Origin of the sequence: Isoptericola aurantiacus (assembly GCF_044769875.1) — a bacterium.
GTDB classification, from domain to species: Bacteria; Actinomycetota; Actinomycetes; order Actinomycetales; family Cellulomonadaceae; genus Isoptericola; species Isoptericola aurantiacus.
This window is the reverse complement of sequence record NZ_JBJBAE010000001.1, coordinates 604504-623649: the sequence shown is the minus strand read 5'-3', so window position 1 is coordinate 623649 and position 19146 is coordinate 604504. Positions and strand designations below refer to the sequence as shown.

20 protein-coding genes and 1 riboswitch are annotated in these 19146 nt (G+C 74.8%); of the genes, 7 read left to right on the top strand and 13 right to left on the bottom strand.

From position 1 onward, the window contains the following. The first annotated feature begins 41 nt into the window (after positions 1 to 41). Together purD and ACIQLL_RS02780 are read left to right on the top strand one after the other, a co-directional pair. Positions 42 to 1343, top strand: a complete 1302-nt coding sequence (gene purD, locus ACIQLL_RS02785; RefSeq protein WP_402462925.1) for a phosphoribosylamine--glycine ligase — start codon at positions 42 to 44, stop codon at positions 1341 to 1343. Then, positions 1340 to 2338: a phosphoribosylaminoimidazolesuccinocarboxamide synthase gene (locus ACIQLL_RS02780; protein WP_402462922.1), complete on the top strand. Its 999-nt coding sequence runs from the start codon at positions 1340 to 1342 to the stop codon at positions 2336 to 2338. Before purD ends, ACIQLL_RS02780 begins: the two co-directional genes overlap by 4 nt. On the opposite strand, the gene ACIQLL_RS02775 is transcribed toward ACIQLL_RS02780, so the two are convergent. After that, on the bottom strand, positions 2335 to 3162 hold the full coding sequence (locus tag ACIQLL_RS02775; protein WP_402462920.1) for a DUF4190 domain-containing protein: 828 nt from the start codon (positions 3160 to 3162) through the stop codon (positions 2335 to 2337). The two genes, ACIQLL_RS02780 and ACIQLL_RS02775, sit on opposite strands and share 4 nt — an antisense overlap. 239 nt (positions 3163 to 3401) lie before the next feature. Between ACIQLL_RS02775 and purS the strand changes: the two genes are divergently transcribed. Genes purS through ACIQLL_RS02760 form a run of 3 tightly spaced genes read left to right on the top strand, consistent with a single transcriptional unit; the run spans position 3402 to position 4932 of the window. Next, complete coding sequence (gene purS, locus ACIQLL_RS02770; RefSeq protein ID WP_402462917.1) at positions 3402 to 3674, top strand: phosphoribosylformylglycinamidine synthase subunit PurS; 273 nt, start codon at positions 3402 to 3404, stop codon at positions 3672 to 3674. Then, on the top strand, positions 3674 to 4405 hold the full coding sequence (gene purQ / locus ACIQLL_RS02765) for a phosphoribosylformylglycinamidine synthase subunit PurQ (RefSeq protein WP_402462915.1): 732 nt from the start codon (positions 3674 to 3676) through the stop codon (positions 4403 to 4405). Before purS ends, purQ begins: the two co-directional genes overlap by 1 nt. Next, the gene (locus ACIQLL_RS02760) at positions 4402 to 4932 is read left to right on the top strand and encodes a GNAT family N-acetyltransferase (protein ID WP_402462912.1); all 531 of its coding nucleotides are present in this window, start codon (positions 4402 to 4404) and stop codon (positions 4930 to 4932) included. The genes purQ and ACIQLL_RS02760 overlap by 4 nt, the downstream gene beginning before the upstream one ends. A gap of 22 nt (positions 4933 to 4954) precedes the next feature. On the opposite strand, the gene ACIQLL_RS02755 is transcribed toward ACIQLL_RS02760, so the two are convergent. The 8 genes from ACIQLL_RS02755 to ACIQLL_RS02720 form a co-directional block, all read right to left on the bottom strand. Further along, complete coding sequence (locus ACIQLL_RS02755) at positions 4955 to 5326, bottom strand: VOC family protein (protein WP_402462911.1); 372 nt, start codon at positions 5324 to 5326, stop codon at positions 4955 to 4957. A 93-nt stretch (positions 5327 to 5419) separates the two neighbouring features. After that, positions 5420 to 6295, bottom strand: coding sequence for an LLM class flavin-dependent oxidoreductase (locus tag ACIQLL_RS02750; protein WP_402462909.1), 876 nt, complete (start codon positions 6293 to 6295; stop codon positions 5420 to 5422). Between the two features lie 42 nt (positions 6296 to 6337). Further along, entirely contained in the window at positions 6338 to 7114 is a 777-nt protein-coding gene (locus ACIQLL_RS02745) for an MBL fold metallo-hydrolase (protein WP_402462906.1), read from the bottom strand. An 86-nt stretch (positions 7115 to 7200) separates the two neighbouring features. Further along, on the bottom strand, positions 7201 to 7614 hold the full coding sequence (locus ACIQLL_RS02740; protein ID WP_402462903.1) for a RidA family protein: 414 nt from the start codon (positions 7612 to 7614) through the stop codon (positions 7201 to 7203). A 41-nt stretch (positions 7615 to 7655) separates the two neighbouring features. After that, positions 7656 to 8693 (bottom strand): LLM class flavin-dependent oxidoreductase, encoded by a 1038-nt coding sequence (locus tag ACIQLL_RS02735; RefSeq protein WP_402462900.1) that lies wholly within the window; start codon positions 8691 to 8693, stop codon positions 7656 to 7658. A gap of 67 nt (positions 8694 to 8760) precedes the next feature. Continuing rightward, positions 8761 to 9564 carry a CPBP family intramembrane glutamic endopeptidase gene (locus ACIQLL_RS02730; protein WP_402462897.1) on the bottom strand — a complete coding sequence of 268 codons (804 nt, stop codon included), beginning with the start codon at positions 9562 to 9564 and terminating at the stop codon, positions 8761 to 8763. A gap of 126 nt (positions 9565 to 9690) precedes the next feature. Beyond that, the gene (locus ACIQLL_RS02725) at positions 9691 to 10917 is read right to left on the bottom strand and encodes an O-succinylhomoserine sulfhydrylase (RefSeq protein WP_402464610.1); all 1227 of its coding nucleotides are present in this window, start codon (positions 10915 to 10917) and stop codon (positions 9691 to 9693) included. A 41-nt stretch (positions 10918 to 10958) separates the two neighbouring features. Beyond that, entirely contained in the window at positions 10959 to 11414 is a 456-nt protein-coding gene (locus ACIQLL_RS02720) for a rhodanese-like domain-containing protein (protein ID WP_402462895.1), read from the bottom strand. 293 nt (positions 11415 to 11707) lie between these two features. Continuing rightward, positions 11708 to 11823, top strand: a riboswitch (SAM riboswitch). A gap of 31 nt (positions 11824 to 11854) precedes the next feature. On the opposite strand from ACIQLL_RS02720, the gene ACIQLL_RS02715 reads away from it, so the two are divergent. Together ACIQLL_RS02715 and ACIQLL_RS02710 are read left to right on the top strand one after the other, a co-directional pair. After that, positions 11855 to 13285 carry an aminotransferase class V-fold PLP-dependent enzyme gene (locus tag ACIQLL_RS02715; protein WP_402462892.1) on the top strand — a complete coding sequence of 477 codons (1431 nt, stop codon included), beginning with the start codon at positions 11855 to 11857 and terminating at the stop codon, positions 13283 to 13285. Between the two features lie 56 nt (positions 13286 to 13341). Then, the gene (locus ACIQLL_RS02710) at positions 13342 to 13797 is read left to right on the top strand and encodes a hypothetical protein (protein ID WP_402462889.1); all 456 of its coding nucleotides are present in this window, start codon (positions 13342 to 13344) and stop codon (positions 13795 to 13797) included. Between the two features lie 48 nt (positions 13798 to 13845). Here ACIQLL_RS02710 and ACIQLL_RS02705 read toward each other — a convergent pair whose 3' ends face one another. From ACIQLL_RS02705 to ACIQLL_RS02690, 4 genes are read right to left on the bottom strand one after another with little or no spacing between them, the layout of a single operon-like run. Then, the gene (locus tag ACIQLL_RS02705) at positions 13846 to 15288 is read right to left on the bottom strand and encodes an amidase (RefSeq protein ID WP_402462887.1); all 1443 of its coding nucleotides are present in this window, start codon (positions 15286 to 15288) and stop codon (positions 13846 to 13848) included. Between the two features lie 50 nt (positions 15289 to 15338). Then, positions 15339 to 16382 (bottom strand): MaoC family dehydratase, encoded by a 1044-nt coding sequence (locus tag ACIQLL_RS02700; RefSeq protein ID WP_402462884.1) that lies wholly within the window; start codon positions 16380 to 16382, stop codon positions 15339 to 15341. After that, positions 16379 to 17731, bottom strand: a complete 1353-nt coding sequence (locus ACIQLL_RS02695; protein WP_402462882.1) for a 3-oxoacyl-ACP reductase — start codon at positions 17729 to 17731, stop codon at positions 16379 to 16381. Before ACIQLL_RS02695 ends, ACIQLL_RS02700 begins: the two co-directional genes overlap by 4 nt. A gap of 17 nt (positions 17732 to 17748) precedes the next feature. Then, positions 17749 to 19104, bottom strand: coding sequence for an acetyl-CoA C-acetyltransferase (locus tag ACIQLL_RS02690; protein WP_402462880.1), 1356 nt, complete (start codon positions 19102 to 19104; stop codon positions 17749 to 17751). Positions 19105 to 19146 lie beyond the last annotated feature (42 nt).

Genomic DNA, 19146 nt, shown 5'->3' with positions numbered 1-19146 from the left:
CGCCGCCGCGTCCGGGCCGGGGACGCCTAGACTGTGGGACCGTGAAGATCCTCGTCGTCGGGAACGGTGCTCGCGAGCACGCCATCGTCCACTCCCTGGCCGCGGAGACGGGCGGTGGGCCGCAGGACGCCCCGCTGCACGAGCTGCACGCGGCCCCCGGCAACCCGGGTATCGCGCGGCAGGCGGTCCTGCACCGCGTCGACGCCGAGGACGGCGCGGCGGTGGCCGCCCTGGCGACGGCGCTCGGCGTCGACCTGGTCGTCGTCGGCCCCGAGGCCCCGCTGGTGGCCGGCGTGGCCGACGCGGTGCGGGCCGCCGGTGTCCCCGTGTTCGGGCCGTCGGCCGAGGCCGCCCGCCTCGAGGGGTCGAAGGCGTTCGCCAAGGAGGTCATGGCGCAGGCCGGCGTCCCCACCGCGATGGCGCACGTGTGCACCACCACCGACGAGGTCGCGGCGGCGCTCGACGCGTTCGGCCCGCCCCACGTGGTCAAGGACGACGGCCTCGCGGCGGGCAAGGGCGTCGTGGTGACCTCGGACCGCGACGCCGCGCTGGACCACGCCGCCGCCGCACTGGAGGCCCGGGGCGCCGACGGCCGCGTGGTGGTCGAGGAGTTCCTCGACGGACCCGAGGTCTCGCTGTTCTGCATCTGCGACGGCACCACGGTGGTGCCGCTGGTCGCGGCCCAGGACTTCAAACGGGTGGGCGACGACGACGCCGGCCCCAACACGGGCGGCATGGGCGCCTACACGCCGCTGGAGTGGGCGCCGGCCGGGCTGGTCGGCGAGGTCGTCGACCGGATCGCCCAGCCCACCGTCGACGAGATGGCGCGGCGAGGCACCCCGTTCTCCGGGGTGCTGTACGTGGGGCTCGCGCTGACGTCGCGCGGCACGCGCGTCGTCGAGTTCAACGTCCGGTTCGGCGACCCGGAGATCCAGGCCGTGCTGGCCCGCCTGCGGACCCCGTTGTCCGGGGTGCTGCTCGCCGCGGCGCGGGGCGAGCTGAGCGACCTGCCCCCGTTGCACTGGTCCGACGACGCCGTCGTCAACGTCGTGGTCGCCTCGCAGGGCTACCCGGCCTCGCCGCGCCGGGGCGACCCGGTCACGGGGATCGAGGCCGCCGAGGCCCTCGACGGCGTGCACGTCCTGCACGCCGGGACGGCGGAGTCCGACGGCGGTCTGGTGAGCGCCGGAGGACGGGTCCTGTCCGTGGTGGGCCGCGGGGCGGACCTCGCGGCCGCACGGGCGGCGTCGTACGCGGGCGTCGCCGAGATCCACCTGCCCGGGTCCCACCACCGCAGCGACATCGCGCTGGCTGCCGAGCGGGGCGAGGTGCAGGTGCCGTGACCGACGCCCCCGACCTCACGCCCGACGCCTTCGCCGGCGGCCCGCTCGACCTGCCCGGCTGGCGGCACGTCTACTCCGGCAAGGTCCGCGACCTGTACGCCCCGGACCTGCCGACGCTCGGTGGCGTGCACCCGCTGGGCGACGTCGTCCTCGTCGTCGCCTCGGACCGGGTGTCCGCCTACGATCACGTGCTCAGCCCCGGCATCCCGGACAAGGGCGTGGTGCTCACCCAGCTCAGCCTGTGGTGGTTCGACCAGCTCGCGGACCTCGTGGACAACCACGTGGTGTCCGTCGAGCCGAGCGCCGAGCCGGGTGACGGCCTGGTGCCCGACGTCGTGGCCGGCCGGGCGATGATCTGCCGACGGCTGGACATGTTCCCGGTCGAGTGCGTCGCGCGCGGCTACCTCACCGGCTCCGGGCTCGCGGAGTACCGGGCCGGCGGCGAGGTCACGGGCATCCCGCTGCCCGCCGGACTCGTGGACGGCTCCCGGCTCCCGGAGCCGATCTTCACCCCGGCCACCAAGGCGGAGGTGGGCGAGCACGACGAGAACGTCACGTTCGAGGAGGTGGCGCGCCGCCTCGGGGACGACGACGCCGCGCGGCTGCGCGACCTCACGCTGGCCGTGTACGCACGCGCCGAGGAGATCGCGCGCGAGCGCGGCGTGATCCTCGCGGACACCAAGCTGGAGTTCGGCGTGGTGCCCCACGCCGCGGCCGACGGCAGCCCGGGCACCGGGCGCATCGTGCTCGGCGACGAGGTCCTCACCCCGGACAGCTCGCGCTTCTGGCCCGCCGACGACTGGGAGCCGGGCCGGGCCCAGCCGAGCTTCGACAAGCAGTTCGTGCGGGACTGGCTCACCTCGGACGCCTCCGGCTGGGACCGCGCGGGCGAGGAACCCCCGCCCGCGCTCCCGGCCGACGTCGTGCGCCGCACCCGCGAGCGCTACCTCGAGGCGTACGAACGGATCACGGGCACGGCGCTCGAGCGGTCCTAGATCCCGGCGCCGGCCATGCTGCCGGTGAGCGGGGAGCCGTCCAGGGTGGTCACGCTGCAGAGCATCTGACGGTCGCCCAGCTTCCACGACGGCGCCGTCGGGTAGAAGTAGATGAAGTCCAGCTCGGAGTCGGCGTACGGGGTGCCGACGTACTCGGCGAAGGCGTCCATGCACAGGTCCCGGGAGCGGGTCTGGACGGCGACGTCACCCGGGTACTGCTCGTCGTCGAAGTCCTGGACGGCGAAGACCTCGGAGTCGTGGGGCTCGGCGCAATCTGCGGGCACCATGGGCTCGCCGCCGACCAGGTCCTCGGGGGTGTCGAAGCACTGGCCCACCGTCATGTCGAGGCCCATCGAGTCGTTGTAGCTGTCGTTGAAGCTCTCCTGGAAGCTTTCCTGGAACTCGTCGCTGTTCACGGCGAACGCGATCAGGCCGATCAGGCCGGCCCAGCACAGGGTCGACAGCGTGCCGAGCACGATCCCCGTGACGGCGAACCCCGTGCCGCGGCGGCCGGACCTCCTGGTCCGCACGACGCCGGCGATCCCCAGGCCGAGGGCGACCGGGCCGAGCGTGAGGATGCCCGTGACCAGCGCCGCGATCGAGACGCCGTCGGTCCCGGGGTCCTGCGGCAGGCCGTAGGGGTTCGACGGGTCGGCCTGCCCGGGCGGCCCGAGGTACGGGCCCGGCGGTGTCTCGGCGCCCGGTTCGGCGTACGGGGACGGCGCGGAACCCGGCTCCGGAGGGACGGGCGGCGCCACCCCGGCCGGAGCGGCAGGAGAGGCGGGCGGCTGGTACGGGTCGGGGGGAGGCGTCGGCGACGTCACGGGTGCTCCTGCAGGCAGTCTTGGTGTGGTGGAGGCAGACTAGCGGCCGGGACCAACACCGAGGAAGGCCTGCGCCACGAACTGGTCAGGACGACGGGTCCACCGCCGGACGCCGGTAGACTCGGCGACGGAATCCCGCCGTCGTGCTCCCGCCTGCTGCCCCCGCGCGTCCGTCGTGCCGCCGTCGGCAGCGGGAACCCGGAGCGACGGCCCGCTGCCCAGCACCCGAGGAGCCCGAAGTGGGACGCGTCGTCGTCGAGGTCATGCCGAAGCCCGAGATCCTGGACCCCCAGGGCAAGGCCGTGGTCGGGGCGCTGCCGCGCCTCGGCTTCACCCAGTTCACCGGGGCCCGTCAGGGCAAGCGGTTCGAGCTCGAGGTCGACGGCGAGGTGACGCCCGAGGTGCTCGAGGCCGCCCGCCAGGCCGCCGAGACGCTGCTGTCCAACCCGATCATCGAGGACGTCGTGCGGGTCGCGGACGCCTCCGAGGAGTCGGCCGGAGCGGTGGCCTGATGAGCGCCGGCCCCTCCAGCGCCACGCTGAGCTCCGCGCGGATCGGCGTCATCACCTTCCCGGGCACGCTGGACGACCGCGACGCAGCGCGGGCCGTCCGGCTCGCCGGCGGCGAGCCCGTCGCCCTCTTCCACGCCGACGGCGACCTGCAGGGCGTCGACGCCGTCGTGCTGCCCGGCGGGTTCTCCTACGGCGACTACCTGCGCGCCGGCGCGATCTCCCGGTTCGCTCCCGCGATGGACGCGGTGATCGATGCCGCGAAGGGCGGGATGCCGGTGCTCGGCATCTGCAACGGGTTCCAGGTCCTCACCGAGGCGCACCTGCTGCCGGGCTCGATGATCAAGAACGAGCACCTGCACTTCGTCTGCCGCGAGCAGGTGCTCGCGGTGGAGAACGCCGGCACCGCCTGGACCAACCGGTACGAGCAGGGTCAGCACATCACGATCCCGCTGAAGAACCAGGACGGTCAGTTCGTCGCGGACGAGCGCACCCTCGACGAGCTCGAGGGCGAGGGCCGGGTGGCCTTCCGCTACGTCGGCACCAACCCGAACGGGTCGCGCCGCGACATCGCCGGCATCACCAACGCCGCCGGCAACGTCGTCGGGCTCATGCCGCACCCCGAGCACGCCGTCGAGGCCGGGTTCGGCCCGGACAGCGCCGCAGGGCAGCGCGCCGGCACGGACGGGCTCGGCTTCTTCACGTCGGTGCTCGCCTCGCTCGTGGCCGCATGAGCATCGACCTGCACACCGTCGCGGACACCGACGCGCCGGCCGCCGCCGAGGTGGTGGAGGTGCCCTGGGAGGACGCCGACGCGGTGGCGTTGCGGGCCGAGGCGGTGGCCGAGCTCGGACGCCGCTACGGCGGGGACGCGGACGCCCAGGAGGTCATCGACCCCGCGACGGTGGTCGTGACGCTGGTGGCGCGCGTCGGCGGGGTGCCGGTCGGCTGCGGCAGCGTGCGGGACGTCTCCGGCGTCGACGACGGCCGGGGCCGCGGCAGCGCGCACCCGGCCGCGACGGCGGAGGTCAAGCGGGTCTGGGTCGCCGAGGAGTACCGCGGCCGCGGCGTCGCCCGCCGGCTCATGGGTGAGCTCGAACGGGTCGCGCGCCAGGTCGGGTTCCGCCGGTTCGTGCTGGAGACGGGCACGGAGCAGCCCGAGGCGATGGCGATGTACGCCGCGCTCGGGTACGAGCCGATCGAGTCCTACGGTCGGTACGCGGCCGAGGACGATCAGCGCTGCTTCGGCAAGCGCCTCTGACGGCCCGACCGTCCCGTCCCGTTCAGGGGCGCGGCGGGAGCTGCTGCAGCGTCCAGCGGTTGCCGTCCGGGTCCCGGAACGTGACGAACCGGCCCCACGCCTGCTCGTCCACCCCCTCCGCCGCGGCACCGACCGCGTGCAGGTGCGCCAGCGCCTCGTCCGCGTCCGGCACGACCACCTGGATCGTGTTCTGCCGTCCGGGCTCGAGGTCGACGCCCAGGCCCTCGCCGAAGGCGATCGAGCAGGCCGACCCGGGCGGCGTCATCTGTACGAACCGCAGGTCGGCGCCGACCCGCTGGTCGTGGTCGGCGTGGAAGCCGATCCGCTCGTAGAACTCCTTGGCACGGTCGACGTCCGTGACGGGGACGAAGACGAGCTCGATCTTCCAGTCCATGACGGCCTCCCTCGGCGACGGGTGGACATCGCCCACGCTAGATCGAGCCACCGACACCGCCGCTGCAGGTCGCGCTGCCGGCGGCCCGGGCGGTCAGCGCAGGAGGGGCCGGACCTCCGAGCCGAGGAACGCCACCAGGCCGGCCAGGTCCGGCTCGTCCGCCGTCGGCTGGACCGCGACGGCGGTGGCGCCGGCGTCCGCCAGGGCCCGCACCCCGGCCGCGACCGTCTCGGCGTCACCGGCCGCACCGATGCCCCGCCCGGTCTCCGCACCCCACTGCGGGAGCTCGGCGTCGAGCCGCTCCTGCGCCCGCGGGCCCGTCGCCACGACGAGCGTGGCGTGGACGTCGGTCAGGTCCCGGCCCGCGACGCGGGCGGCGTCGCGGGCCGTGGCGACGGCGGCGCGGACGTCGGTGGGCGTCAGGGCGTTGGCGAGGATGAGCCCGTCGCCCAGCTCGCCGGCCAGGGCGAGCGTGCGCGGCCCGACGCCGCCCACCCAGAGCGGTACCGGGGTCAGCGGCGGCCAGTCGAGGCGGACGGCGTCCAGGGTGACGTAGCGGCCCGACGTCGTCGCCTCCTCGCCCGCGAGCAGGGTGCGCAGCGCGACCGTGTGCTCGCGCAGCAGGGTCAGGGGGGAGTCGGCCCGGACCCCGGACTGCGCCATCCACTCCTGGACGCCGTGCCCGATGGCGGGGACGAACCGGTCGGGGAAGAGCCGGGCGAGCGTGGCGATCTCCATCGCGGTGATCGCCGTGCTGCGCAGGGGAGCGGGCATGAGCCCGAGCCCGACCCGGATCGTGCTCGTCCAGGCCAGGGCGGCCGCCGCCGCGGCGAGCCCGCTCTGCTTGAAGCAGTCCTCCCAGACCCACAGGTCGTCCAGGCCGGCCTCCTCGGCGGCCGTCGCGAGCGTGCGCAGGCTCTCGGGCGGGTGGGTGGGTACGTGGGCCACGCCCAGGCGGAGGTCGGTCATAGGGGCATCATGCCCGGTGGGGCCGCCGCCCGGGCCAGGGCGTCAGGGCGCGTCGTCGCGCAGGTAGGCGAGCTGGGCCGCCACGGACTGGCCGGCCGCACCCCGCACCGACGGGTCGACGTCGGCGTACACGTGCGCGACGACGGCGTCGGTACCGGCGTCGTCACCGAGCACCGCGAGGGCGACGCGCACCTGGTCGAGCCGTTCCAGCCGGTGCGCCCGGTAGCCGCGGACCGCCACGCCGAGGTCGGGGATCTCCGGGCCGTGGGCGGGGACGCCGAGCCGGCCGCCGCCGACCCGTTCGAGCGTGTCCAGCGCGGCCAGGTAGTCGCGCAGGGAACCGTCCGGCGCCGCGATGACGGTGGTGCCCCGGCCCAGCACGGTGTCCCCGGTCAGCACCACGGGGTTCTCCCCGGGGGCGGTGACCACCAGGGAGACCGAGTCCGCGGTGTGTCCCGGGGTCGCCAGCACCTCGATCCGCACCCCGGCCGCCTCGATCACCTCGCCGTCGCGCAGCGGGTCGCCACCGTGGCAGTGCTCCGGGTCGGCGGCCCGTACCGGGGCTCCGGTCCGATCCCGCAGCCCGGGCGACCCGGCGGTGTGGTCCGCGTGCCGGTGGGTGATCAGAACGAGGCCCACCGGACCGGCCGCGGCCAGCGCGTCCAGGTGCGCGGCGTCGTCCGGCCCGGGGTCCACCACCACGCACGACGGCGCGCCCGGCGCGCGAAGCACCGCCGAGCGGGTGCCGTCGAGCGTCATCGGCCCGGGGTTGTCCGCCCGCAGGACGGACACCGACGCGGTCAACGGGTGTGGCGTCATGCCGTCATCCTGGCACGGTCGGCCCACGAGCCGGATCGGCCCCAGGGCCGTCCAGTCCACCGGGTCCAGGAGCAGCGACGACGACGTCAGTCGTCCACTGCCTCCGGCACCGCGGCGACGGCCTCCACCTCGACGAGCTCGGGGTAGCCCAGCACCGTCACGCCCAGCAGCGTGCTCGGCACGTCGTGGTCCGCGAACGCGTCCCGCACCACGCGCCACGCCGCCACCAGGTCCTCCCGGTCCGTCGAGGCCACCAGCACCCGCGTGTACGCCACGTCCTGGAGCCTCGCCCCGGCGTCGGCCAGTGCCTGCACGAGGTTCGCCACCGCCTGGCGCGACTGCGCGACGGTATCGCCGGGTGCGACCGTCCGGCCGTCCGCGTCGAGCGGGCACGCACCCGCCAGGTGGATCAGCCGCGTGCCCGCGGGCACCACGGACGCGTACGCGTAGTCGACGGCGGGGGACAGGTTCGAGGAACGCACCAGGCGTACGGCGGACATGGGGGCATCCTCGCAGCACTCCGGGGCGGAGCCTGCGCCCGTCAGCCGGCGAGCAGCTCCAGGGTCTGCACCCGGCCCGGCGTCTCCTCGAGCGGCTCCCCGGCGTAGGTGCCGGCGACGGGGACCACCATCACCTCGTCGACGTCGTGGCGTGCCGCGAGGCGCGCCACCTCGGCGCGGGCCTCGTCGGGCTCGCCGATCAGCCACCGGGAGCGCATGTCGGCGACCATCTGGCCGCCCAGGCTGTCGAGCGGGCTCGCCAGCGCCTCCTCGACCGTCTCGGAGCGGCCCATCGGTTTGCCGGTACGTAGGCGCGCCATCGCCCGGAGCTGGGGCAGCGCCCGCTCCTCGGCCTCCGTGGCGGTCGGTGCGACGACGGCGTTGACGGTGAGGAACGTGCGGGGCTCGGGGTGGGCCTCGCTCGGGGTGTAACCGTCGCGGTACAGGGCGAGCACCTGGTCGATGCCGGCGCCCGAGAAGTGGTTCGCGAACACGTACGGCAGCCCGAGCTCGGCGGCCAGCCGCGCCGAGTAGTCGCTCGACCCGAGCAGCCACACCGTCGGGGGCGCCGTGGCGGCGGGGGTGGCCCGGACGTCGTAGACCTGGCCGTCGGTCAGCCGCAGGCGGGCGCCGTCGGGCTGCATCAGGGCCGTGATGTCGCGCACGTGCTGGGGGAATCGTTCCACGTCCGACGTCGGGCCGGACGAGCGCAGCAGTGCCGTGACCACGGGGTCGGACCCCGGGGCGCGGCCCAGCCCGAGGTCGATCCGGCCGGGGGCGAGCGCCTCGAGGGCGGCGAACTGCTCGGCCACGACGAGCGGGGCGTGGTTCGGCAGCATGACCCCGCCCGAGCCGATGCGGATGCGGGAGGTGCGTGCGGCGGCGGCGGCGATCATCACCGGAGGGGTCGACGCCGCCACCGCCGGCATGTTGTGGTGCTCGGCGAACCAGTAGCGGCGGTACCCGAGCTCGTCGGCGCGCTGCACCAGCGCCATCGAGGAGGCGAGGGCCTGGGCGCTGGACTGGCCGGTGCGCACCGGCACCAGGTCGAGGACGGAGAGGTGCGGTGAGGTAGTCATCGCCGTGGGCAACCACCCGGCCGCGACGTTTCATCCGCCGGCCGGGGTGGCCTCCTCCTCGACGACGTCAGCCGCCCGTCAGCGCCTCGTCCCGGTCCCGTTCCCGCCCGGCGTCCCGGGTCACGAAGAACGCGGCGACCACGGAGAGCAGGGCCGCCGGGACCATCAGGATGCCGAGGGACGACTGGTCGGCACCGGAGGTCGACTGCGTGAAGATCGAGAAGTCCCAGAACCCGTGCAGCGCCATGGCCCAGACGAGCGAGCCGGTCACGCGGCGCAGCACGTAGAAGGCGCTGCCCTGCATCGCGGCGAGCACGACTTGTTGGACCGTGTCTCCCACGGCCGCGCCGAGCACGATGTTCAGCCCGTGCATGAGGCCGAAGAGCACGCACGTGAGGAGCCACACGAACACCTCGCGGGTGCTGCCGCGCAACCCGACGAGCAGCAGACCGCGGCACGTGATCTCCTCACCGAAGCCGACGACCACCCCGAGCACGACTGCGGACAGGACGAATCCGACCGAGAGCGCCGACCAGTCGGTGGCGACGGCGTTGCCGATCGCGATCGCCAGGTACAGCAGCGGGGCCAGGAGGGTCCACCGGGCGCGGGACCGGGGACGCTCCACGATCGCGGCACGCAGCCAGCCGAGGCGCCAGCCGATGAGGACGACCGCCGCCGCGGCGAGCACGATCGACAGCACGCCGTTGCGCCAGATGTTCCCGACGGTGTCGGCGAGCTCGGTGTACGGCACACCGCTGGTGCCCTGCACCAGGAGGATGACGGCGACGTACACCACCCAGAGGGCGATGCCGATCCAGGCCCGGGGCCGCACCCGGAGCGCCGTGCCGCTGACGTGTCGAGGACGGTCCATGGCCATCAGGCGCTCCGATCACGAATGTCGGCTCTGTCGGACACGAACGTAGCGAGGTTCGGCACCTCCCGCCCGTCGGGACGGGCTCCGGCCGTCGGCCCGGTACCCCCGGTGGCCCGGTCGCCGTCAGGCGTGCAGCGCCTGGGCCACGTCCTCGACGAGGTCCAGCGGGTCCTCGAGCCCGACCGAGAGCCGCACGGTGGTCTCGTTGATCCCGATGGCTGCCCGTCGTTCGGGGCCCAGCCGGCGGTGGGTGGTCGTGGCCGGATGGGTGATCAGCGACTTCGCGTCACCGAGGTTGTTGGAGATGTCCACGATCTGCAGGGCGTCGAGGAACGCGAAGGTGCGCTTCTTGGCCTCGTGGGGACCCGCGCCGTCGTCGGCGAACAGGTCGAACGTGACGACGGTGCCGCCGCCGCTCTGCTGGGACAGCGCCAGCTCGTGCTGGGGGTGGGAGGTCAGGAACGGGTAGCGGACCCCGGTCACGCCGTCGGCGGTCTCGAGGAACTGCGCGACCTGCAGCGCCGCGGCGTTCTGCGCACGGACCCGCACGTCGAGGGTCTCCAGCCCCTTGAGCAGGACCCAGGCGTTGAACGGGCTGAGCGACGGGCCGGTGTGCCGCAGGAACGTCTCGACGGGCCCGGACAGGAACTCCTGCGGGCCCAGGATCGCTCCGCCCAGCACGCGGCCCTGGCCGTCGATGTGCTTGGTGGCCGAGTACACGACGACGTCGGCGCCGAGCTCGAGCGGCTTCTGCAGGATCGGCGTGGCGAACACGTTGTCCACGACGACGACGGCGCCCGCGGCGTGGGCGAGCTCGCACACGCGGCGCACGTCGACGAGGTCCTGCATGGGGTTGGACGGCGTCTCGAAGAAGACGACGTCCGCGGGCGTGGCGAGGGCTGCCTCCCACTGATCCAGGTGGTGGCCGTCCACGAGGTCGACCTGCACGTCCCACTTGGCCAGGATCTCGTCGTAGATGACGTTGGTGGAGCCGAACAGCGCGCGGGCGGAGACGATGCGCGAGCCGCTGCGCACCAGCGCGGCCAGGGTGGTGAACACGGCCGACATGCCGGTGGTGGTGGCGTAGCAGGCCTCGGCCCCCTCGACGAGGCGCAGCCGCTCCTCGAAGGTCCGCACCGTGGGGTTGCCGTAGCGGGAGTACACGAACCGGGAGTGCTCGCCCGTGAACGCCGCCTCGGCGTCGGCCGCGGAGTCGTAGGTGTAGCCCTGGGTGAGGAACAGGCCCTCGGAGGTCTCGTTGAAGTCGGAGCGGCGGTGCCCGCCGCGCACGGCGAGCGTGGCCGGACGGGCCGTGGCGGGCAGCGGGCCGCGGCCGGCCCCGCCGAGCAGCTCGGGGTTCGCGCCGGGGCCGGTGGGGATCTCCGCGCGGGTCACGCGCTGCGCTCCGCCCAGGTGGTGCACGGCAGGCCCCGGACCTTCCAGCCGGCCTGGTCGCGGACGCCACCGAACCCGGGCGCGCCCTCGAAGCCCTCGAGCACGTTGTACGAGGGGCCGATCCCGGCCGAGGTGGCGAGCCGGGCGGCACCGATCGAGCGCTGCCCGGACCGGCACAGGAAGACCACGGGGCGGCCCGTGGTCACGCCGGCGGCCTGGATCTCGGCGAGGAACGCGGGGTTGGGACGGCCGTCGGAGGTCACCCACGGGGTGAGCACGGCGTCCTTGCCGAGCTCCGCGACGTCGGGGACGCCGACGGCGCGCCACTCGCCGTCGGTGCGCACGTCCACCAGGACGGCGTCGGGATCGGCGGCGAGCAGGTCCCACGCCTGCTGCGGGGTCAGGTCTCCGGCGTAGCCCTCGGCGGGTGCGGCCTGCACGGGTGCGGTCATGTCGCTCCTCCCATCGGTCGTGGCGGTAGCACCCGCGCCCGGTCCCGTGCCGCGACGTCGTGCGGTTGCCCGACGACGGCGGCCCGGTCCCGCGGGGTTGCTGCGGCGTCGACGTGCCACGTCACTCGGCCGCTCGGGATGGTCACCGCGATCGTACGACACGGCGTCCGCGGAACGGGACGGCCGTCTCGACCAGTGAGCAGTTCGCGTCCATCCGGACAGCTCTGACCGCATCGTGAGACCACCGTCCCAGAACTTGACGGCGGCGGGGGTCGACCGCAGCATGGTGCCCAGGTCATGAGCGCCAGCGCGAAGCCCCGGCTCGCTGGCCGGCAACCCTCCCCTCGCGGCGGGGTGCCCCGGGTGACGACCTGGCCCCGCGCCGTCCGGCGTCGGGCAAGCGCGGGGAGCAGCCTCCCCGGGACACTGAGGAGGACCGCATGACCGCCATCACCGAGACCCCTGCCTGTCCGGCCGGCACCGTGGCCGCCCTCGCGCCCGTGCTGCCCGTGGTCGGGCACGACACCCCGGCACCGCTCGTCGACGGCCGCCGCGTGCCCTACGCGAACCTCGACGTCGCGGCCTCCGCCCCCGCGCTGCAGAGCGTCGCCGACGCGATCACCCGCACCCTGCCGCTGTACGCCTCCGTGCACCGGGGAGCCGGCTACCTCTCCCAGGTGTCCACCTCCCTGTACGAGACGGCGCGGCGCTCCATCGGCGAGTTCGTCGGGGCCCGCGACGACGACGTCACGCTCGTCGTGCGCAACACCACCGACGCGCTCAACCTCCTGGCCGGCTGCGTGCCCGCGTCCGACGACGGCACCCCCGGGCGCGTGCTCGTCCTCGACGTCGAGCACCACGCGAACCTCCTGCCCTGGCAGCGCTCCGCCGACGCGACCGTCGTCGTCGGCCGGGCCACCGCGGCCGCGACCGTGACCGCGCTGCGCGACGAGCTCGCCGCGGCCCGTGCCGCCGGTCGCCCCTACGCGCTGCTCGCCGTGACCGGCGCCTCGAACGTCACGGGGGAGTCGCTGCCCCTGGACGACCTGGTCGCGACGGCGCACGCCGCCGGCGCCCGGATCCTCGTCGACGGCGCCCAGCTCGTGCCGCACCGCCGCGTGTCGCTGGCCGCGACCGGCATCGACTACCTGGCGTTCTCCGGGCACAAGACCTACGCCCCGTTCGGGGCCGGCGCGCTCGTCGGCCGGCGCGACTGGCTCGACGCCGGCACGCCCTACCTCGCCGGTGGCGGGGCCGTGCGCAGCGTGCGCACCGACCACACCGACTGGCACGACGGCCCCGCCCGGCACGAGGCCGGGTCGCCCAACGTGCTCGGCGCGGTGGCGCTCGCGGCCGCCTGTGAGACGCTCGCCGGGATCGACCCGGTGGCGCTGCGCGAGCACGAGGACGCGCTGCGACGCCGGCTCGTCGACGGCCTCGGGGAGATCGACGGCGTCCAGGTCGTCCAGCTCTGGGCCGACGCCGCCGACGCCGTCGGGGTCGTGACCTTCGCCGTGGCCGGGTACGAGCCGGGCCAGGTCGCCGCCTACCTGTCCGCCGAGCACGGCATCGGGGTGCGCGACGGACGGTTCTGCGCCCACCCGCTGCTCGCGCGGCTGGGGTACGGCGCCGGCGCGGTGCGCTCCTCGGTGGGCGTCGGGACCTCCGGCGAGGAGGTCGAGCGCCTGGTCGAGGCCGTCGCGGCCCTGGTGGCCGACGGCCCGCGGGCGCGGTACGACGTCGTCGACGGGCTGTGGATCGTCGTCGACGACCCGCGCCCCGTGCCCGAGGGCTCCGGCCTGGACGGCCTGCTCGCCACCGCCGGCCCGGGCGGCGACGAGGTCTTCGGCTGCCTGCCCGAGGGCGCCTGAGCCGCTCCCTTCGCCGTCGCGGCGACCACTGTGGTCGCGATGCTCCGCTGCGGCCGGTGGCTTCAGACCGCTGCTACACCCTCAAATCGGATGAAACCATGAAGTACATGCGGAACTGCCTCCTTCCCCTGGTGCTCCTCGCGACGCTGAGCGGGTGCGGGAACGGCGATCCTGGCCGCCCGACGGCCACGACGTCCCACGAGATGACCGACATGGCCACCGCTGAGATCGTGGGCACCCTCCAGGCCGAGACGCCCGTCAGCGACGGCCCGGTCCACTTCACGCTCGACGAGGGCGACGGTTTCGTCACCGGGCTGGTCTTTCCCTCCGGCTGGTCCGCCACGCAGGATGGTGAGGGGGTCCTCGATGCGTCCGGGGACCTCGTGGCGTCGGTGGGTTCTGCCTACTCGGTGACCGGCGGCGAATACGCGCTCGGCGAGGACGTCTGGTCCGAGGGATCCGCAGTCGACCAGCTCTGGCTCGTCGGCGAGATCGACGACGCGGCTGGCTGACATGTCGACGCGCGCTGTCACGGAGCTGCCGAAGCGCCCGCCCCAGAGTCACCAGACCGGGGGGCGCCGGTCCGGCCAGCGCAGCACGTCCTCGAGCTGCGCGGCGACCGCCAGCAGCGTGAGCTCACCGCCCGGGCGCCCGATGACCTGGATCCCCATCGGCAGGCCGTCGTCCGTCCAGTGCGTCGGTACCGTGATCGCCGGCAGCCCCGCCACGTTGAGCCACGACGTGAACGGTGTGTACCGGCACTGCTGGGCGAAGTTGTGGTCCGGGTCCTCGGCGTCGAACCAGCCCAGCGGCCGCGGCGTCATCGCGAGCGCCGGCGTGACGACGACGTCGAGGTCGCCGAACCCGGCGATGAGGCGCCGCTCGAACGCGGTCAGGGTGCGCAGCGCCTCGACCAGCTCGCGGGCCGGCACCTGCCGGCCGCGGCGGATCAGCCAGGACGTGAGCGGCTCCAGCCGGTCCAGCACGTCGTCGTCGTCGATCGGCACCGCCGAGGCCCCCGCCATCCACAGGCTGCGGAACGCGTCGCCGTACTCGGGCGCCGGCGCCCAGGTGTGGTCCTCGACGTCGTGGCCGAGCCCCGCCAGCGCCGACATCCCGGCGTCCAGGGCGGCGCGGGCCTCGGGAGCGACGGTGATGTCGTAGTAGTCCTCCCAGGCGGACCAGGTGGTGACGCCGATCCGGAACCGCCCGCTGTCCCGCCCCGGGGCCGCCCCGCGCTGCGCGGCCGCCAGGTACGCCCCCTCCGGCGCGACGGGGGTGCGCAGGGTGTACGGGTGCCGCGCGCTCCCGTCGCGGTGCCGCGCGAGCATCCCCTCCAGCAGCAGCGCCGTGTCGGCCGTGGTGCGGGCCAGCGGCCCGTCGACGACCAGCCCTCCGGGCGCCTCGATCCCGGACCCGGCCGGCAGCAGCCCGCGCGACGGCTTCAGCCCGACCACGCCGCACGCGGCGGCCGGGATCCGGACGGAACCACCGCCGTCGGACCCGGCGGCGAACGGCACCAGCCCGGCCGCGACCGCCGCGGCCGCCCCGCCGCTCGACCCGCCGGCGCCACGCGTCAGGTCCCACGGGTTGCGCGTGACCGGGCCGACGACCGGCTCGGTGTAGGCCGGGAACCCGAGCTCGGGGGCGTTGGTCTTGCCGAGGCTGACCACGCCGGCGGCGTCGAGGTGCTGGACCACCTCGTCGGACTCCTCGGGGACGAACCCCTGCATCGCGCGCGACCCGAAGCCCGTCGGCACCCCGGCCCGGTTCCACAGGTCCTTGTCGCCCGTGGGCACGCCCCACAGGAGGCCCGACGGCGGTCCGAGCGTCGCGGCGCGGGCGCGGGCGAGGTCCGGGGTCACCGTGCTGAACGCCCCCAGCTCGTCGTTGCGCTCGGCGATGCGGCTCAGGAAGTGCTCGGTCACCTCGGTCGGGGTGAGGTCTCCGGAACGAAGCCTGTCCCGGAGCTCGAGGGCGGTCAGCTCGTGCAGGGCGTCCATGGCCCCGAGGCTACGCCGCGGGACCCGGTCCGCGGTGGTGGGCCGAGAGCTCAGAGCGGGGTGACCGCCCCGGAGAAGTGTCGCTGCGACCGCCGGCCGTTCCAGCCCACGTAGGCGAAGCCGCCCCCGTCGGCCCCTGCGGGTGTCACCGCGACGTCCACCGTGCCGGGCAGCAGCACCGGCTTGGCGAACTCGACGGTCCAGCGGTAGGCGTCGCCGCGGGCATGCCCGACGTCCGCCAGCGCCCGCGCGGCGGTGTACATCCCGTGCGCGATCGCGCGGGGGAAGCCGAAGGCCTTGGCTGACAGCGCCGACAGGTGGATCGGGTTGCGGTCCCCCGAGACCGCCCCGTAGGCACGGCCGGTGCCCGGGCCGAGCGCCCAGCGGCCGGTCGGCAGCGGCGGCTGCCAGTCCTGCGACCGGGAGGCCGTCGCCTCCGCCGCGGCGTCGTCCCCGCCGGGGACGTCCTCGGAGACGGACAGGCTGAACCCCTTGGCGAGGTAGGTCGACACGCCCCGCCACAGCGGCGTCGTCGGCGACCCGTCGAAGCCTGGCCGGTCGGCCCGCACCTCGGCGACCAGGTCCACCTGGACGCCGCGCCGGTGGGGGCGCAGGTTCTCGGCCCAGGCGCGCACCTCGAGGGTGTCACCGAGCCGGACGGGGCCGCGCAGCTCGACGGCGTTGGCCAGGTGCACCAGCCCGAGCAGCGGCAGCGGGAAGTCGGGGCGCACCATGACGGCGGTGGCCAGGGGGAACGCCAGGACGTGCAGGTAGCCGGCGGGCAGCACGTCGCCGACGGGCTCGTGCAGCAGCCGCTGGTAGTCGTGCAGGTGCCGCCCGAGGCCGTCCGTCGCCACCCCCGTCACGCGGTACGCGACGTCGGGAAGCGTCAGGACCTGGTCAGCGGCCGGTTCCTCCGTGCCGCCGGAGCGTCCGGAGCCCACCACCGGCAGCGACGGCAGGGCGCGCCCCGCGGCGATCCGGCCCGACGACGCCGCCCCGCGCGCGTACAGCCCGCCGAGCGCCGGGAGGCTCGTCCGGGTCTCGACGCGGAGCGTCGTGCCGTCGCTGGTGCGCAGCGGGACCGCCGTCATCGGCCCACCATGTGCTGACCGCACACCCGCAGGACCTGACCGTTGACACCGGTCGCGGAGGGGGAGGCGAGGAACGCGATCGCCTCGGCCACGTCGATCGGCTGCCCGCCCTGGGCGAGCGTGGGCAGGCGCCGCGCCACCTCGCGGGTCGCGAACGGGATGGACGACGTCATGTCGGTCTCGATGAAGCCCGGCGCGACGGCGTTCGCGGTGCCGCCCTGCGGCGCCAGCAGTGCCGCCGTGGCCCGGGTGTGGCCGATGACGCCGGCCTTGGAGAACGCGTAGTTGGACTGGCCCTTGTTCCCGGCGATGCCCGACGTCGAGGCCAGCGAGACGATGTGCAGTCCGTCGAGGCCGGCTGCCAGCAGCGTCTCGTTGATCCGCAGCTGGGCGGCGAGGTTCACCGCGACCACGGCCTCCCACTGCGCCGGCTTCATGTTGGCCAGCAGCTTGTCGCGCAGGATGCCCGCGTTGTGCACGACGACGTCGAGGCCGCCGTGCCGGGTGCGGGCGTGGTCCAGGATCCGCTGCCCGGCGTCCGGCGCGGTGACGTCCAGCTGCAGGGCGGTGCCGCCGATCGCGTTGGCGGTGGCGGCCAGCCCCTCGCCGGCGGCGGGGACGTCGACGCAGACCACGGTGGCGCCGTCGCGTGCCAGGGTCTTCGCGATGGCCGCGCCGATGCCGCGGGCGGCACCGGTGACGACGGCGACCTTGCCCGCCAGCGGGCGCTCCCAGGAGCCGGGACCGTCCACGACCGCCGTGTCCGCGCCGCCGACGGGCAGCAGCTGACCGTCGACGTAGGCGCTCTTGGCGGACAGGAAGAACCGCAGCGTCGCGAGCGCGGAGGGGTGGCTGACGGCGACGCCGTCGTTGAGGACGACGCCGTTGCCGGTGGCCCCGGCGCGCAGCTCCTTGGCCACGGAACGCAGGAACCCGTCGACGCCGTTCCGGGTCGCGGCCAGCGCGGGGGAGTCGCCGTCGGCGGCGGCCCGCGAGACCGTCACGACGCGGCCGTTGCCGGCCAGGCGCCGCAGCACCGACCCTGCGGCGAGCACGGGCTCGGCGACGTCGGTGGGCTGCGCGGCCTCCGTGAGCACGAGCAGGACGGCGCCCCAACGGTGGTCGCCCGAGGGCTCGCGGCGCACGTCGACGTCCCAGCCGAGGAGCACCTGGGCGAGCTCGTCGGCGTCGGCCTTGGACGCGCCGTCGGACAGCACCAGCACCGGCCCGACGGTGAGCGGGTCGCCGGCGCGGTAGCGGCGCAGCAGGGCGGGCCGGGGCAGGCCGAGCCTGGTCGCGAGGGTCTTGGTGAACCCGGAGTTGACGGCCTGGGTGTAGCGGTCGGTCATCAGGATCCCTTCGGCGTTCAGACGGACTCGACGACGGCGGTGGCCCCGAGGCCCCCGGCGGCGCACACGGAGATGAGGGCGCGGGACGGCTTGCCGGTCTCGGCGGCGCGGGCGGCGACGAGCTTGGCGGCCGTGGCCACGATGCGCCCGCCGGTGGCGGCGAACGGGTGACCGGCCGCGACCGAGGAGCCGTTGACGTTGATCTTGGCGCGGTCGACGCTGCCGAACGCGCCGGGCAGCCCGAGCTCGTTCTTGCCGTAGTCGACGTCCTCCCAGGCGGCCAGCGCGCTGAGCACCGTGGCGGCGAACGCCTCGTGGATCTCGAAGAAGTCGAAGTCCTCCAGCGTCAGACCGTTGCGCGCGAGCAGCCGGGGCACGGCGTGCACGGGGGCCATCAGCAGCCCCTCGTGACCGTGCACGAAGTCCACGGCCGCGGTCTCGGCGTCGACGAACCGCGCCAGGACCGGCAGGTCGTGGGACTCGGCCCACTCGGCCGAGCCGAGCAGGACCGTCGAGGCGCCGTCGGTGAGCGGGGTGGAGTTGCCGGCGGTCATGGTGGCCGGGGTGCCGAGCGAGCGGCCGAAGACGGGCTTGAGCCCGGCGAGCTTCTCCAGCGAGGTGTCGGGACGCAGGTTGTCGTCGCGGGTCAGGCCGCGGAACGGCGTGACCAGGTCGTCGAAGAACCCGGCCTCCCAGGCGGCGGCGAGGTGCTGGTGGCTGGCCAGCGCCAGCTCGTCCTGCGCCTCGCGGCTGATGTCCCAGCGCGCGGTCGTGATCGCCTGGTGCTCACCCATGGACAGGCCGGTGCGGGGCTCGTCGGTGGCGGGCGTCAGCGGCTTGAGGTCGGCGGGGCGGACCTTGGCGAGCGCCTTGGCGCGCGCCTGCCAGGTCTTGGCGTGCTGCGCCTCGAGCAGGGCGCGGCGCAGGCCCTCGCCGACGGCGATCGGCGCGTCGGAGATCGTGTCGGTGCCGCCGGCGACGCCGGAGTCGATCTGGCCGAGCCGGATCTTGTTCGCCACGGTGATGGTGGCCTCGAGCCCGGTGGCGCAGGCCTGCTGGAGGTCGAACGCCGGGGTCGTGGGGGCCAGCGAGGAGCCGAGGACGGCCTCGCGGACGAGGTTGAAGTCGCGCGAGTGCTTGAGCACGGCGCCGCCGACGACCTCGCCGAGGCGCTCGCCCTGCAGCCCGAACCGGGCGACGAGCCCGTCGAGGGCGGCGGTGAACATCTCGGAGTTGGACGCGTCGGCGTACTTCTTGCCGGCACGGGAGAAGGGGATGCGGTTGCCGCCGACGACGACGGCGTCCCGGACGCCCTGCCGGCCTGCTGCCGTGCCGGCAGCCGCTGCGGTGCGGGTGGTCTGACGAGTGGCCACTGCGTGCTTCCTTACACATCGAGGGAACTTCAGGTAGTACTC

Bases quoted from the DNA above. Each gene is read 5' to 3' on its own strand.
- ACIQLL_RS02755 (WP_402462911.1), bottom strand. From the start codon at position 5,326: ATGGACTGGAAGATCGAGCTCGTCTTCGTCCCCGTCACGGACGTCGAC.
- ACIQLL_RS02735 (WP_402462900.1), bottom strand. From the start codon at position 8,693: ATGACTACCTCACCGCACCTCTCCGTCCTCGACCTGGTGCCGGTGCGC.
- ACIQLL_RS02720 (WP_402462895.1), bottom strand. From the start codon at position 11,414: ATGACCGCACCCGTGCAGGCCGCACCCGCCGAGGGCTACGCCGGAGAC.
- ACIQLL_RS02700 (WP_402462884.1), bottom strand. From the start codon at position 16,382: ATGACGGCGGTCCCGCTGCGCACCAGCGACGGCACGACGCTCCGCGTC.
- ACIQLL_RS02705 (WP_402462887.1), bottom strand. From the start codon at position 15,288: ATGGACGCCCTGCACGAGCTGACCGCCCTCGAGCTCCGGGACAGGCTT.
- ACIQLL_RS02730 (WP_402462897.1), bottom strand. From the start codon at position 9,564: ATGGACCGTCCTCGACACGTCAGCGGCACGGCGCTCCGGGTGCGGCCC.
- ACIQLL_RS02715 (WP_402462892.1), top strand. From the start codon at position 11,855: ATGACCGCCATCACCGAGACCCCTGCCTGTCCGGCCGGCACCGTGGCC.
- ACIQLL_RS02760 (WP_402462912.1), top strand. From the start codon at position 4,402: ATGAGCATCGACCTGCACACCGTCGCGGACACCGACGCGCCGGCCGCC.
- ACIQLL_RS02695 (WP_402462882.1), bottom strand. From the start codon at position 17,731: ATGACCGACCGCTACACCCAGGCCGTCAACTCCGGGTTCACCAAGACC.
- ACIQLL_RS02750 (WP_402462909.1), bottom strand. From the start codon at position 6,295: ATGACCGACCTCCGCCTGGGCGTGGCCCACGTACCCACCCACCCGCCC.
- ACIQLL_RS02745 (WP_402462906.1), bottom strand. From the start codon at position 7,114: ATGACGCCACACCCGTTGACCGCGTCGGTGTCCGTCCTGCGGGCGGAC.
- ACIQLL_RS02740 (WP_402462903.1), bottom strand. From the start codon at position 7,614: ATGTCCGCCGTACGCCTGGTGCGTTCCTCGAACCTGTCCCCCGCCGTC.
- purQ (WP_402462915.1), top strand. From the start codon at position 3,674: ATGAGCGCCGGCCCCTCCAGCGCCACGCTGAGCTCCGCGCGGATCGGC.